Annotated in this window: 12 protein-coding genes; 9 read left to right on the forward strand and 3 right to left on the reverse strand. The window is 65.2% G+C overall.

Features of this window, described 5'->3' with window-relative positions:
* The 7 genes from EWV37_RS15520 to EWV37_RS14165 all read left to right on the forward strand — a co-directional run.
* On the forward strand, window positions 1-1,146 hold a 1,146-nt coding region (locus EWV37_RS15520), incomplete at its 5' end, for an acyltransferase family protein (protein ID WP_274543011.1).
* A 112-nt stretch (window positions 1,147-1,258) separates the two neighbouring features.
* A complete protein-coding gene (guaB, locus tag EWV37_RS14140; protein WP_129702361.1) occupies window positions 1,259-2,755 on the forward strand; it encodes an IMP dehydrogenase in 1,497 nt (498 codons plus the stop codon).
* A 49-nt stretch (window positions 2,756-2,804) separates the two neighbouring features.
* Complete coding sequence (locus EWV37_RS14145) at window positions 2,805-3,926, forward strand: GuaB3 family IMP dehydrogenase-related protein (RefSeq protein WP_129702337.1); 1,122 nt, start codon at window positions 2,805-2,807, stop codon at window positions 3,924-3,926.
* A gap of 141 nt (window positions 3,927-4,067) precedes the next feature.
* Window positions 4,068-5,006 carry an SURF1 family protein gene (locus EWV37_RS14150; protein ID WP_238663313.1) on the forward strand — a complete coding sequence of 313 codons (939 nt, stop codon included), beginning with the start codon at window positions 4,068-4,070 and terminating at the stop codon, window positions 5,004-5,006.
* Window positions 4,999-5,592 carry a DUF3817 domain-containing protein gene (locus EWV37_RS14155; protein WP_095798829.1) on the forward strand — a complete coding sequence of 198 codons (594 nt, stop codon included), beginning with the start codon at window positions 4,999-5,001 and terminating at the stop codon, window positions 5,590-5,592. The genes EWV37_RS14150 and EWV37_RS14155 overlap by 8 nt, the downstream gene beginning before the upstream one ends.
* A gap of 41 nt (window positions 5,593-5,633) precedes the next feature.
* A complete protein-coding gene (gene guaA, locus EWV37_RS14160) occupies window positions 5,634-7,232 on the forward strand; it encodes a glutamine-hydrolyzing GMP synthase (protein ID WP_095798830.1) in 1,599 nt (532 codons plus the stop codon).
* A gap of 96 nt (window positions 7,233-7,328) precedes the next feature.
* Window positions 7,329-11,183, forward strand: a complete 3,855-nt coding sequence (locus EWV37_RS14165) for a DUF4011 domain-containing protein (protein ID WP_238663315.1) — start codon at window positions 7,329-7,331, stop codon at window positions 11,181-11,183.
* A 385-nt stretch (window positions 11,184-11,568) separates the two neighbouring features.
* Here the strand turns inward: EWV37_RS14165 and EWV37_RS14175 are convergent, their stop codons facing one another.
* From EWV37_RS14175 to EWV37_RS14185, 3 genes are all read right to left on the reverse strand, one after another.
* Window positions 11,569-12,243, reverse strand: coding sequence for an RcpC/CpaB family pilus assembly protein (locus EWV37_RS14175; RefSeq protein WP_129702339.1), 675 nt, complete (start codon window positions 12,241-12,243; stop codon window positions 11,569-11,571).
* Between the two features lie 142 nt (window positions 12,244-12,385).
* Window positions 12,386-12,721, reverse strand: coding sequence for an FmdB family zinc ribbon protein (locus EWV37_RS14180; protein WP_129702340.1), 336 nt, complete (start codon window positions 12,719-12,721; stop codon window positions 12,386-12,388).
* A 47-nt stretch (window positions 12,722-12,768) separates the two neighbouring features.
* Window positions 12,769-13,416 (reverse strand): 5-formyltetrahydrofolate cyclo-ligase, encoded by a 648-nt coding sequence (locus EWV37_RS14185; RefSeq protein WP_129702341.1) that lies wholly within the window; start codon window positions 13,414-13,416, stop codon window positions 12,769-12,771.
* 147 nt (window positions 13,417-13,563) lie between these two features.
* On the opposite strand from EWV37_RS14185, the gene galU reads away from it, so the two are divergent.
* The gene (gene galU / locus EWV37_RS14190) at window positions 13,564-14,472 is read left to right on the forward strand and encodes a UTP--glucose-1-phosphate uridylyltransferase GalU (RefSeq protein ID WP_095798834.1); all 909 of its coding nucleotides are present in this window, start codon (window positions 13,564-13,566) and stop codon (window positions 14,470-14,472) included.
* 13 nt (window positions 14,473-14,485) lie between these two features.
* Window positions 14,486-15,130, forward strand: a complete 645-nt coding sequence (locus tag EWV37_RS14195) for a GNAT family N-acetyltransferase (RefSeq protein WP_095798835.1) — start codon at window positions 14,486-14,488, stop codon at window positions 15,128-15,130.
* The last annotated feature ends 2 nt before the right edge of the window (window positions 15,131-15,132 follow it).

The following is a 15,132-nucleotide window of genomic DNA, read 5'->3' on the forward strand; positions in this document are numbered from 1 at the left end:
TGGCCAGTGGTCAAGCTCGGCGACGCCGCCTATGCCCTGTATCTCGTGCACTGGCCGTTGCTGATCACCTATCTGGTGATCCGAGACCGACCGATGGCGGGGTGGCGCTCAGGAATCGTGCTGGTCGTGCTCTCCGTGGTGCTGGCCATCATCATTACCCACAAGGTGGAGAACCCCATCAGGCGGTGGCAGTGGCCCGAACTCAGTCAGCGGCGATCGGGGGCGGTCATCGCCGTGTGTGTAGCGACGGTCGTGGTGCCAACGGTCCTCTGGATGCAGACCGAATCGGTTCGTGCGCAACGACTCGTGGACAATGCCTATCGGAACAACCCCGGGGCCGTGGCGTTGGAACCGGGATTCAACTTCCGGGGCGACCCTGGCGCCCCCGCGTTACCGCTTCCGGAAGACCTGCCGGCCAATGATGCGTGGATCGGTGAAAGTTGCCCGGGTGACATTGCGCTCGATCCGGCCTACGCAAACGCATGTCACGAGTTCGTGCCGAACGACTCCCCGGACAAGACCGTGCTGCTGGTAGGCAACAGCCACACGCAGCACTGGTTACCCGCGTTGGAGCCGATGGCCGAGACGAACAACTGGCGAGTGATCATTTACAGCCAATTGGGTTGTTTCTACACCGTGGCAGAAGAACAACCTGCCGAGTCGTGCAAGGGCTGGCTGAACGGTGCGGACCAAGCGGTGGACGTGATCGACCCCGATCTCATGTTCGTCCAGGGGACCTTTACGAGCGTCAATGGCGAACAGTCGAAGCCCGGGTTCGAACAGCGGATGCGTGAGTTGGACGCACTGGGTATTCCCGTGGTGGGGATCCGTGATGTTCCCCGCTTCCCGGGGCCTTTGGCCAACTGCGCCATCGACAAGGGCACGGATCACCCTGATTGCTACCGGGGCCACGCCATGCTGGGCACTCCGGATCCCCAGAGGGCACTGGCCGCGGAACTGCCCCACTTCGAGTCCATGGACATGACGGACTTGGTCTGTCCGGACCAGCAGTGTCGCCCCACGGTGGGAAACGTCTACGTCTACTTCGATGACGACCACCTCAGCGAGATGTATGCCCACACGCTCGCCCCGGAGTTCACGCGGCGGGCTGAGCAGGCGCTCTCCGCCGCAGGCGTCCAGTTGTGATGATCGGCGCACGGTCGCGGGTGGGGAGAGTGTCTGAGCATGACCGTAGAATGAAACGGAAACTACTTGGTGAAAGGGAGCTTTCGTGACCGATGCCGTGCCCACCGCACTCATGGACGACCCGTTCGGCTTGACCGGACTGACCTACGACGACGTTTTGTTGCTTCCCGGCAACACGGACGTGATTCCATCCGAGGCATCGACCAAGACCCGGCTTTCGCGCCGGATCGACGTTGAGGCCCCCGTTCTCTCCGCGGCCATGGACACCGTGACCGAATCCGCCATGGCCATCTCGATGGCCCGACTGGGCGGCATGGGTGTGATCCACCGCAACCTATCCATCCAGGATCAGGCCGATCACGTGGACCGCGTCAAGCGCAGCGAGTCCGGCATGATCACCAACCCGGTGACCGTGGGACCGGACGCCACCCTGGCCGAGCTGGACCACCTGTGCGGCTATTACAAGGTCTCCGGTCTGCCCGTGGTGGACGAGAACCAGAGGCTGCTGGGCATCATCACCAACCGTGACACCCGTTACCTGCCGGAGTCCGATTTCCAGACCCGTAAGGTGCGCGAGGTCATGACCCCCATGCCGCTGGTGACCGGCAACGTGGGGATGAGCAAGGACGAGGCCCACAAGCTGTTGGCCACGCACAAGATCGAGAAGCTGCCCCTCGTAGATGAGCAGGACCGGCTCACCGGCCTGATTACCGTCAAAGACTTCACCAAGGCGGAGCAGTATCCGCTGGCCACCAAGGACGACGAAGGTCGTTTGCGCGTGGGCGCCGCCGTCGGTTTCTTCGGTGACGGTTTCGAACGCGCCATGACCCTGATCGATGCCGGTGTGGACGCACTGTTCATCGACACCGCTAACGGCCACTCGCAGGGTGTGCTGGACATGATCTCGCGCCTCAAGCACGAGTCAGCCGCGTCCCACGTGGACATCATCGGCGGTCAGGCGGCAACCCGCGCGGGCGCGCAGGCCATCGTGGACGCCGGTGCGGATGCCGTGAAGGTGGGCGTGGGGCCGGGCTCCATCTGCACCACCCGCGTCATCGCCGGCGTGGGCGTTCCCCAGATCACCGCGATCAACGAGGCCGCCAAGGCCACCATCCCGGCCGGGATCCCGATGATCGCGGACGGCGGCCTCCAGTTCTCCGGTGACATCGGCAAGGCCCTGGTGGCCGGTGCCGATTCCGTGATGCTCGGTTCACTGCTCGCCGGTTGTGACGAGTCCCCGGGAGAACTCGTGTTCGTGGCCGGTAAGCAGTACAAGGCCTATCGTGGCATGGGTTCGTTGGGTGCCATGCAGTCCCGCGGTAAGAACACCTCCTACTCCAAGGACCGCTACTTCCAGGCGGACGTCTCCGACGATGAGAAGCTGATCCCCGAGGGCATCGAAGGTCAGGTGCCCTACCGCGGCCCCTTGGCTTCCGTGTTGCACCAGCTGGACGGCGGTCTGCGCCAGACCATGTTCTACGTGGGCGCTCACAACGTGGAAGAGCTCAAGATGAAGGGCCGGTTCGTGCGCATCACCCCCGCGGGGCTCAAGGAATCGCACCCGCACGACATCACCATGACCGTGGAATCGCCCAACTACAAGCGCTGATTCACCCCTCCCGCTACTCGCGCACGGTTGCGCGGGGAAAGGATTACCCGTGAGCTACGACATTGAGCTGGGCCGCTCCAAGCGGGTCCGCCGCACGTTCAACCTGGACGAGATCGCCCTGGTCCCGTCGCGGCGTACCCGCGATCCGCAGGACGTGAGCACGCACTGGCAGATCGACGCCTACAAGTTCGACATCCCCGTGGTGGGCGCGCCCATGGACTCGGTCATGTCTCCGGCAACAGCCATTGCCCTGGGTCAGGCCGGTGGCCTGGGCGTGCTGGACCTGGAGGGTCTGTGGACTCGGTACGAGGATCCGCAGCCGGTGTTGGACGAGATCGCGGACTTGTCCACGGACAACGTGCCCGAGGCCACGCGCCGGATGCAGGAGCTCTACAGCGCTCCCATCCAGCCCGAGCTGATCAAGGCCCGCCTCGCCGAGATCCGCGAGGCCGGCGTGATCGTGTCCGGTTCGTTGTCGCCGCAGCGCGTGGTCGAGCACTACAAGACCGTGCTCGAGGCGGGCGTGGACCTGTTCGTCATCCGCGGCACCACGGTGTCCGCCGAGCACGTCTCGCAGAACCAGGAGCCCCTGGACCTCAAGAAGTTCATCTACGACCTGGACGTCCCGGTCATCGTGGGTGGCGCGGCCGGTTACACACCGGCGCTGCACCTCATGCGCACCGGTGCCGCGGGCGTGCTGGTGGGCTTCGGCGGCGGCGCTTCGCTGCGCACCGAGTCGATCCTGGGCATCCACGCGGCGATGGCCACGGCCATTTCCGACGTAGCCGCGGCACGTCGCGACTACCTGGATGAGTCCGGTGGCCGGTACGTTCACGTGATCGCCGACGGCGGTCTGGGCACCTCGGGTGACATCGTCAAGGCGATCGCCATGGGCGCGGATGCCGTCATGCTCGGTACCGTGCTCGCGCGCGCCGAGGAGGCGCCCGGGCAGGGTTGGCTGTGGGGCGCGGAGTCCCACCACCAGCATTCACCGCGCGGGGAACGCACCAGCGTAGGCACCGTGGGTTCCTTGGAAGAGGTGTTGAACGGTCCCGCACGTCACGTGGACGGATCCTCGAACATCATCGGTGCGCTGCGTCGAGCCATGGCCACGACCGGGTACTCGGACCTCAAGGAGTTCCAGCGGGCCGAGGTCGTGATCCGCGGCTGACCACCGTCGGTCGAGTCAGAGTGGGCCGTCCTGCGTGTCGACCGATCCCCGCGGGGGATTTGGGAAACGCACAGGGCGGCCCACTACTCTTGTGTGGTGCTCAAGATCGCTCTCAGCCCCCGGTCGCTCGCCTTTCTGACGGTGAGCTTGATCATTGCGGCACTCTTCGTGATCTTGAGCATGTGGCAGCTGAGCAGTTCCGATCAGGCCGCCACCGTTGCCGATCCGGACAAGGATCGTGTGAAGCCCCTGTCTGAAGTGATTCAACCCGGCGAGGTGGCCACCGCAACCACTGCCGATCACACCGTGGAGATCACCGGTAGGTACGTTCCCGATTCAACCGTGGTGATCCCCGGCCGCCTCTACGACGGCGCGGAGGGCTACTGGGTGGTCTCGGAACTCGTGATTCGTGACTCCGAAGAGTCGTGGGATGCCGCCAACGGTCCCATGTCCATGGCCGTGGCGCGCGGCTGGGTGGAATCCGCGGATCAGGTGCCCGCGGCGCCGTCGGACGCCGTGACCGTTGCGGGCCGTTTCCTGCCGCCCGAGGCGCCCCTGGGCGACCGCGAGCTTCCCGAGAAGGAACTGGCCTCACTGTCTCCCGCGCAGCTGACCAACGTGTGGAACGCCCCGTTGTACTCCGGGTACGTGGCGGCCGCCGCCGAGGTACCCGCGGGCGAGGAGCTGCCCGTGACCGAGCAGGGTGCCCTGGCAGAAAACGCGAGCGTGATGAGCGCTGAGCTGCGTGATCTGGACATCGATCAGCAGCCCACCGATACGTCCCTGAACATGCTGAATCTGTTCTACGCCCTGGAATGGATCGTGTTCGCGGGCTTCGCGGTGTTCCTGTGGTGGCGCTTCGTCCGCGACGAGTACCTGCGCCGTCAGGATCCTCAGAAGTACTTCTACCTGGAGGGGGACTACTTCTGGGATGAGGACGCCCAGTCCTTCTATTACTGGGACGAGCGCGATCAGTGCTACTACTACTTTGACGACCAACCGGCGGCGACCTCCTCATCCAATGGAGCCTCGACGCGCGAGAACCGCACCCACCCCGAGCACGGAGCCACGCATGAGTGAACCCACCCCTGATCCCCAGCACAACCCCAAGCCGGTTCGTCGCACGGACGGCGTGCGCGTGAACACTCCCGCGGACGCCACTCCGGAGCGCGCCACCGTGCCCGAGAACGTCAAGGCGCGTGCGGCGGCACTGCAGCCGCGACGTCGATTCGGCGGCACCGAGGCTCAGATCCGTGGTGCCCTGACGTTCTACAAGATCTGCGCCTGGGTTTCCGGTACGTTCCTGCTTTTGCTCGTGGCCGAGATGATCACCCGCTACGGCCTGGGCTACGACCTGATCGCAGGCGGCACCGACAAGATCACCGGTGAGACCGTGGCGCTGGGCTGGCAGAACCTGGAACTGGAGAACCTGGCCGGGGGAGTGAACATCTCTACGTGGATCCTGATCATCCACGGCTGGTTCTACGTGGTGTACTTGGCGGCGTGTTTCCGCATCTGGTCGCTCATGCGTTGGCCGTTCCCGCAGCTGATTGTGATGGCTCTGGGCGGTGTAGTGCCGTTCCTGTCCTTCATCGTGGAGCGCAAGATCCACCGTTCCACCGAGGTGGAGCTGGCCTCGAACCCCAAGGCCGCCAAGCGATACTGAGCGTGGGATAAAGCGCGCGCTGGTGTTCTAGACTTGAGCCCGTGACTGAAACCCCTGACAACCTCACCGAACTCGAGGACCGCCCGGTTCTTGTGGTCGATTACGGCGCGCAGTACGCGCAGCTGATCGCCCGCAGGGTCCGCGAAGCGAACGTCTACTCGGAAATCGTTCCGCACACCTGGTCCACCGAAAAAATTCTGCAGCGCAATCCGGCGGCCATCATCCTGTCGGGTGGCCCGTCCTCCGTGTACGCACCCGGCGCACCGCAGCGTGACTCCGAGCTGTTCGAGGCCGGCGTGCCCGTGCTGGGCATTTGCTACGGCTTCCAGGTCATGGCCAGCGCACTGGGTGGCTCGGTGGAACGCACCGGAGCCCGCGAATACGGTGCCACCGTGGCCACCGCGTCCCAGGAGGTCACGGGAACCCTGTTGGAGGGCTCCCCGGACGTGCAGACCGTGTGGATGAGCCACGGTGATTCCGTGACCGCTGCGCCGGAAGGTTTCACCACCCTGGCTTCCAGTGACGGCGCCCCCGTGGCGGCCTTCGAGAATCCCGAACGCAAGCTCTACGGCGTGCAGTGGCACCCGGAGGTCAAGCACTCGGCCTACGGCCAGCAGGTGCTCGAGAACTTCCTGTTCAACGGTGCCCAGATCAGTCCGTCATGGTCCACCGGCAACATCATTGACGAGCAGGTCGCCCTGATCCGCGCCCAGGTGGGCGACGGCAAGGCCCTGTGCGGCCTGTCCGGCGGCGTGGACTCGGCTGTGGCCGCGGCTCTCGTGCAGCGCGCCATCGGCGACCGCCTGACCTGTGTGCTGGTCGATCACGGCCTGATGCGCCAGGACGAGGTGGAACAAGTCGAGAAGGATTACGTGGCCGCCACCGGTGTGAAGCTCCACGTGGCCCGCGAATCGGATCGCTTCCTCTCCGCACTGGCCGGCGTGAGCGATCCCGAGACCAAGCGCAAGACCATCGGCCGCGAGTTCATTCGCGCGTTCGAGGCCGCGGAGGAACAGGTGCTGCGCGCCGAGGCCGCTGACGGTAAGCCCGTCCAGTTCCTGGTCCAGGGCACCCTGTACCCGGACGTCGTGGAATCCGGCGGCGGTGAAGGTGCAGCCAACATCAAGAGCCACCACAACGTGGGCGGGCTGCCGGAAGACCTACAGTTCGAGTTGGTCGAGCCGCTGCGCCAGCTGTTCAAGGACGAGGTCCGCGCGGTGGGTCGCGAACTGGGTCTGCCGGAGAACATCGTGGGCCGCCAGCCCTTCCCCGGCCCCGGCCTGGGTATCCGCATCATCGGTGAGGTCACCGAGGAGCGACTGGACATCCTGCGCCGCGCGGATGCCATTGCCCGCGAGGAGCTGACCCGCGCCGGCCTGGACGACGACGTGTGGCAGATGCCCGTGGTCCTGCTCGCGGACGTCCGCTCGGTGGGCGTGCAGGGAGACGGCCGCACCTACGGTCACCCCATTGTGCTGCGCCCCGTCAGCAGCGAGGATGCCATGACCGCGGACTGGTCACGATTGCCCTCGGAGTTGCTGGCCAAGATTTCCAACCGCATCACCAACGAGGTCGAGGAAATCAACCGCGTGGTCCTGGACGTCACGTCCAAGCCGCCCGGAACCATCGAGTGGGAGTAATCCCACACTCGTTGTGATCGAACATCAGTGCCGGTGCGTCGGCCGCGTCACCCGGGAGCGGGTGACGCGGTCGGCGCACTCGTGAGTAGGAGACTCATGTCTGCAGACGCGCCCCAAGAACGCCCCGAGAACACCACCGAGACCGGGACCGATTCCAGGGTGTCCTTGCGTGCCTGGACCCAGCAAATGGATGCCTATACCGGTCCGGACACACTGCTGGAATTCAACCGCGTGGATAACGTGTGCATCGACCTGGCGGAAGCCAATTCCTCGGGACAGGCGCAGTTGTTGATGGGCCGTCCCACCAGACTGTCCACGATGATTCATCATCAGGACCCCGCCTACGAACGTGCTGCCCGCTCCGCACGTGCGCTGCGTACCAAGATCCATGAACTCTCGGTCATGCACGGACTGGACGCCGCGTATTTAGCGGCCGGAACGGCGTCGTGGTTGACCAACCCGGCCGTGGACGGGCAGCGGCGATTCATCGCACCGGTGCTGCTGGCACCGGTGACCGTGAAGCTACGACCGGACGGTAAGGATTTCGAACTGCAGATTGTGGCTCCGGCGCGGTTGAACCCGGCCCTGGTGCGCCGGTTGCGCGAGGATTACGACGTGGAGCTGGCCACGGGGGAGATGTCTCGCCTGGCGTACGGCACCCGCCGTCTGGATCCCGCGCCCGTGCTCGAGACCCTGCGGCAGCTGGCCGTGGACGTCCCGGGCATGCACGTGGATCACCAGCTGCTCGTGTCGACCTTCGCGGACCTGCACGAACGTCCCGCGGACGAGAACGTCGAGGCGCGCACCGCGTTCGTGCGTGACTTGGCGCGGCTGAAGAACCACGAAGTGGGCAAACTCCCGGTCGTCTCTCCCGTCGAGAACCGCGCCGAGCCTCTCGACCACCGCGATCCCGCGCAGGAACTGTCCCTGACCGATCTGGACCGCAGCCAGCAGGAGGTCGTGGACCTGGCCGAACAAGGCGAGAGCTTTGTGGTCAGCACACCGGTGGGCACTCCTGCCATCGACACCGTGGTGGCCACCGTGGGCTCACTCGTGTACCGCAACAAGAGTGTCCTGGTGCTGGGCGAGTCCCGCACCACGCTCTCCGCCTTCACCCGCGCCTGGAGCCGTTTGGGTCTGGAGTCGCTCGTGCTGCCGCTGGGCTCGCACCTCAACGACGATGACATCGCCGAGCGACTCGTGAACGCCATCGCCCGCAACGAGCGCACTGAAGAACCGGATCTCGAGCAGCTCCACAACACACTGCGAGTTACGCGGGGTCAGCTGCGTGTTCACGAAGAATCGCTGCATGCCGTGCGCCCGCGCTGGCAGGCCTCGCCCTATCAGGCGATGCAGGCCCTAGCGGAGCTGACGGCCCGCGAACCCGGCCCGCAGACGGCCGTGCGGTTCCGCCGATCGGTGCTCGACGCCGTGTCCCACCGTGCCGAGGTCGAGAAGCAACTGGAACGCGCCGCCCGATTGGGGGCCTTCGACGCCGAGACCCTCGCCGGGCCGTGGAACGGTGCTCGCTTGGTCAATGACGACGAGGCCCGCGAAGCCCACCAACTGGCCAAGTCCCTGCTGCTCGAACTGACCACCCTGAAGACCGGGATCCGCAGTGTCCTGGCAGTGTCCGGGCTGCGCCCCGGAAGCACCATCCAGGAGTGGGCGCAACAGCTGTCGCTGGTCATCGAGGTCGGCGACTCCCTCAAGCACTTCACCCCGGACATCTACGACCGACCGGTCACCGACCTGATTGCCGCGACCGCGTCATCGGGCTGGCGCCGGGATCACGGAATCGAGATGACCGGGCTGCAACGCTCACGATTGCGCAAGGCCGCCAAGGAGTACATGCGCCCGGGTGCTCACATCTCGGACCTGCACGCGGCGTTGGTCAAGGTGCAGTCCGAGCGGGACCGCTGGCGCACATGGGCCACGTCCCTCGAGCAACCGGCCGTGTCCGATCGCGCTCGCGAGGTCCGGGACATCCAGCGTCGATTCAGTGAGGACCTCGAGGGACTCGCGATTGCCCTGGAAGGTTCACCCACCGCCGCCACACTGGAATCAGCGGACGTCGAGCAGCTGGAAACCACTCTCGACGATCTGATCAACGACGAGGCCCACCTGGCCACGCTGCCCGAACGCACCATGCTCTTGGACGACCTGCGTTCGCGCGGGTTGGGGGAGTTCCTGCAGGACATGCAGGACCGTCGCGTGCCCGCCCACGAGGTCCGGGGTGAGCTGGAACTGGCCTGGTGGCAATCCGTGCTCGAGGCCATGATCAGCGGCGACGACTTCGTGGCTATGCCCCACGGCAACGAACTGCGACGCACCGAATCCATTTTCCGGCGCGCCGATTCCGCACACGTGGCCTCGGCTCCCGGCCGTTTGATGCACGAACTCGCCATGCGCTGGAGGCACAGCATCCGACGCAGTCCCGTGGCCGCTCGGAACTTGCGGGACATGCTGCGCTCGGGGCGGGTGCGCCCGGACCAGTTGAGTGCGGAGGAAGGGCTCATCAAGCAGTTGGTGCCGGTGTGGACCGCGAGCCCGCTCGTGCTCTCGGCAACGCTGGTCGAGGACCAGCACATCGACACCGTGGTCATCCTGGACGCCGAATCCACGCCTCTCGCCGCGACCCTGCCGGCTCTGGTGCGTGCGGACCAGGTCATCGCCTTCGGCGATGCCCACGCCGGTAATCCCCACCCCTTCACGGTGGCACCGCAACAGAATTCCGGGGACGTCCCACAGCCGGTGGCCGAGCTCGAATCGGCCTTCGACGCGCTCAGCCGCGTGGTCGACCAGCGCGGTCTCACCTCGGTGCGTCGGGCCATGGACCCGCGCCTGTTCAACTACCTCAACTCCGCGTTCTACGACGGCGCTCTCGCTCGCCTCCCGCACGCATCCGAGCTGGTCAGCCCCACCTCGGGGATGTCCGCGGAGTACGTCGAGGACGGCGTGGGTGTCCTGACCGCCGGTACGGAAGGTGTGCAGGCGCCGTCGGCGGAGGTGCAGCGCACGGTGGATCTCGTGTTCGCCCACGCGATGCGTCACCCCGAGCGCTCGCTCGCCGTCGTGACCGCAAGTGCGATGCACGCGACCCGCGTCGCGCAGGCCGTGCAGCGCAGGCTGCGCGAAAACGGTGAGGCCGCAGATTTCTTCGCGCCGGGCCGTGAGTCCTTCCGCGTGGTTGAACTTCACCGCGCCGCCGGGATCGAACGCGACACCGTGATCTTCTCCCTGGGCTTCGGGCGCACCACGTCCGGCAGGTCGACACCCAACCTGGGCGCGCTGTCCGAGAAGGACGGGCGGCAGGCCTTCGTGCGCGGCATGACCCGCGCACGTCGCCACACGCACATCGTCACCTCCATCCACCCCAAGGACACCGAGGAACGTCGCCTGCAGTACGGCGCGCGGGACATGTACCGCATGCTCGAGTTGCTCTTCGGCGAATCTACGACATCCGAGAAGGCCCAGGCGCCGGCTTCGATCGCCGACGACGCCGCGGACGCCCTGGTCGCGGACCTCGCCGACCGCTTGGGTCGCGCGGGCGCCACGGTGCACACGGACTATGCGGACATCATTGACGTGGTGGCGTACGCGGATACCGAGTCCCTGTCTGCGGGTGCCGTGGTGCAGCCGACCGAGAACGGCGAAGCCCCGCGGATTCCCGTAGCCATCGAGTCCGACGGTTCCGATCGCAGCCGCGCCCTCAGTGTGCGTGAGCGCTCCCGCCTGATTCCGCAGCAACTCGAACGGGCGGGCTGGAACTACGTGAGCCTGTGGTCCGTTGAGGTCTTCACGGATCCGCAGACGGTGGCATCGCTGGTGCAGCGGTATCTGGGGCTGAACGCCAAGGCAAAGTCCTCGGCGACCGAGCCCCGTGAGCAGGAAGCTGCTGAGTGGCCGGAGCGATCCGAGGACTCGTCGGCTGACGCGGAGAACGGCTGAGCGGGCCCATGAACGAGGAAAACTCGGCCCCGAAGGCCGGATCCGACGAGCCCGTGGATTTCGTTCATGGTTCTGACTCCGGTCACGAAACCGGGTCACGTCAGGTGGCGGATTCGGATAGCAGCACTGCTTCCGGAAATGCTACCGAGCTTTCCAAACGCCGGCGCCGGGGGCATCGGCGGGTCACCGGTGGTCGTGCGCCGGATCCTAACTTGGCCGTGAACGATCCCGCCCTCTCCGCGCGGCCGAGTGACCCAGATCGTGCCGCGTCCGGGGCCTCGGATGCTATGTCCGACTGGGAACACGAGCTGTGGTTAAAGGAACAGCGTCCCCCGCACTGGGGCTGAAAAACTCTGCCCCCACACGGCACGTCCGAGTTATCCACCTAATCCGCCACCAGGATCAACGATGTTCGTCCGGAGCCGTCCAAGGAGGCCAGACCAGTCGCGGTATCACGCGGCGCGGCCAGTACGACCAGACCCAGGTCGGAATCGGTTCCCGAAGCCGACAACAGCGACGCATCTTGACCAGCATCCTCGGATGCGCTCCACAGCACGGTCACCGATTCCGCCATGGTTTTCCGTTGGTCGTGCCCGGCGCTGTCCGGTTGGTGGACCACATCCACACTGTCACCGGGACGGATGTGTCGCAGGACTGCGGGATCGCTGACACGAATACTGGCCGCAGTGGTGCCGTCTGGCTGGCCTTTGAGGAGTCCCGGACCAAGCACTGAGGATTCCGTCAGGAATTGCCCGGGGACCAGGGCAACCGTGGCAGGCTGTCCCGTTACGAGTGCGGGGTCCGTGAGTGCGTCCTGGGGAACCCAATCGATGGGAACGTCCTGGACGTTCATGTCCGAGCGGGTCAACGCCTGCCCGGCTGGGATCGGATTCACGACGGTGAGTACGGGGGAGGACTGCGCGCTCGGGGGAGCGAAGCGCAGGATCAGTAGGGTGAGCGCCACGGCACACAGGGCAGCGGCGACCAACCGGTGGCGGCGGTTCGCCGCCGTTCGGAAACGCAGACTCAGTGGATATCGGGGGCGGGCTCGTGGGCTCATGCCCGAACGTTATGAGCATTCACGGGTCCGCGGCGGAGTCACCAGCCCGGTTGGGGATGCGCGCGCGACTTCACAGGCCGCGGTCGCACTGTGGAGTGCCTATGCCGCGGTCATCTCACGACGCACCGCAGGGGACTGCCGTTCAGGACGAGGAAGCCCCAGATGTACCAGCGCTCGAGGCGGCCTTGTTGGAAGAGGACTTCTCGGAGGAGCCGGACGAAGACGACGTCGAATTCGACGACGATGAAGATGAGCTGGACGCCGAGGAATCCGAGCCGTTGGAACCGGAGGACTTGGCATCCGAACGAGAATCGTTGCGGTAGAAACCGGAGCCCTTGAACACCACGCCCACGGTGTTGAACTTCTTACGCAGCTGGCCACCGCACTCGGGGCATTCGGTCAGGGCATCGTCCGTGAAGGACTGACGGATGTCGAAGGCATGGCCGCAGTCTTTGCAGCCGTAGGCGTAAACGGGCACGGATTTCCTCGCAAGTAGTTGGCACTGGTGTGGACCGAGTGCCAATCTTACTCCGCCCCGGACGGCTGCGAAGTGTGATTCTTACTGCTCCCCAAGCCGACCACACCGCGTTCGGTCAGTGCCTTGGTCATCACGGCGTCGTGTGGTTCTCGCGGGATACTCCCGGCGACCAGGATCTCGTCGTGGAACACACACGCAAGCATCTCGGGCAGGGGATGCGCGGCCGCGAGTTTTTCCAGGAAGCGGTCGTAGTAGCCGCCCCCGAAACCCAGCCGAACGCCGTCGGCGCCCACGGCAACGGCCGGGATGACCATCAGAGCGATGGTTCGGAAGACCTCGATGTCGTGCCGGGGACCGATCGGTTCGCGCAGACCCGGCAACGAGCCGGGCGCAAGCGCGATTCCCGGCCGCCATTGGCACCACCGCATCGCACGGTCGGTCTCCACCACGGGCACCCAGACCCGGTGACCGGCTTGGTCCGCTGCCTCGAGAGCAGCCAGCAGCGGAGGCTCCGTGTCCAGGGGCAGGAACGCGGCCAGATCCCCGGTCGAGGTCCTGGCCAACTCCCGCATTAGGTGCTCGGTCAACGCGTGCGCTGCTGCCTGGCGCACCTGGGGTGAACGACGACGCCGCTCGGTCAGGATGCGCCGCCTCAGGTCGGCTTTCGTGGTCCCGTTCGAGGAAATGGAGGTCATCACAGTTCCGTCCTTGGTGGATTCGAGCGGCGGTCGTCGAGGAGAAACGTGCGAAAGCGGGGTGTCCCCTCATGAAGGGACGATGACAAACTCTGCATATTTTGCCTCAATCAGCCACACGGAAGGATCGTCCATTAACCTGAGTTTATGAGCCCTAATCAAACCAAGCGCGCGCACAAGGCGGTCATCCCCGCGGCAGGTCTGGGAACTCGTTTCCTGCCGGCCACCAAGGCCATGCCCAAGGAAATGTTGCCGGTCGTTGACCGGCCCGCCATTCAATATGTCGTTCAGGAAGCCGTGGACGCGGGCCTGGACGATGTCCTGATGATCACGGGGCGTTCCAAGCGCGCCCTGGAGGATCACTTCGACCGTGTGCCCGCGCTCGAGGCATCCCTCAAGGAATCCGGCAAGGACAAGCTGCTCACTGAAGTTGAGCACGCCTCCGACCTGGGTGAGATTCACTACCTGCGTCAGCAGGATCCCAAGGGCCTGGGCCACGCAGTGTTGCGTGCCAAGACCCACGTGGGCAATGACCCCTTCGCCGTGCTGCTCGGTGACGACCTCATCGACGAGAGCGAAGACCTGCTCGAACGCATGATCGAGGTTCAGCAAGCCACCGGTGGTTCGGTCGTGGCTCTCATGGAGGTTCCGCAGGAGCAGATCAGCGCCTACGGCTGCGCGGACATCACCGCGGTCGATGGCCAAGAGTACGTCCAGGTCAACGGATTGGTGGAGAAGCCCGCTCCGGAAGATGCGCCGTCCAACCTGGCCATCATCGGCCGGTACGTGCTGCACCCCGAGATCTTCGAGATCCTCGAGAACACCCCTCCGGGCCGCGGTGGCGAAATCCAGCTGACGGACGCCATGCAGACCATTTCCGACAAGGGTGATCAGGCGCACGGTATGTACGGCGTGGTCTTCAAGGGCCGCCGCTTCGACACCGGTGACAAACTGTCCTACCTCAAGGCCAACATCGTGCTCGCGTGCGAACGTGGCGACCTGGGTCCGGACCTGCGCGAGTGGGTCAAGGATTTCGCAAAGGACCTGCAGGACTGATAGTCAGTGTTCCGTGAACACTGAAGTCGTGTGGCCGGTAAGTGTGCAATGGGCGCAGCTGACGCTGCGCCCATTGTCCATGCGTGACCGTGCTGAATGGGACAGCGTCCGGTACCGGAATCGTGAGTGGTTGGAGCCGTGGGAGGCCAGCAACCCGCTGCCCGGGGGAGAGCCGCCCACGTACCGCCAGTTCGTGAAACTGATGCGCGACCAAGCCAAACAGGGCACCTCGTTACCGTGGCTGATCACGGAAGTGAATCCGGAGACCGGCCGAGACGAATTGGTGGGCCAGCTGAGTGTTTCCAGCATCACGGGTGGCTCGTTCAGATCGGCCACTCTGGGGTACTGGGTGGATGCCGCTCAAGCGGGCCGAGGGATTGCGCCCATGGCGGTCGCAATGGCCACCGATTACTGTTTCCAGCATTTGAATCTGCACCGGATGGAAATCAACATTCGCCCGGAGAACGTCAAATCTTTGCGAGTGGTGCAGAAACTTGGATTCCGTGACGAAGGTTTACGGAAAGACTTTCTGCACATTTCCGGGCACTGGCGGGATCACCGGAGCTTTGCCCTCACGTCACCGGAGGTTCCCCGCGGGTTGGTGCATCGCTTCACGGGATCCGATGAACTCGTGACCGTGCACCGGGCACGTTTCTGATG

The sequence above is a fragment of the Kocuria carniphila genome, assembly GCF_004136555.1.
In the GTDB taxonomy this organism is placed as follows: Bacteria; Actinomycetota; Actinomycetes; order Actinomycetales; family Micrococcaceae; genus Kocuria; species Kocuria carniphila.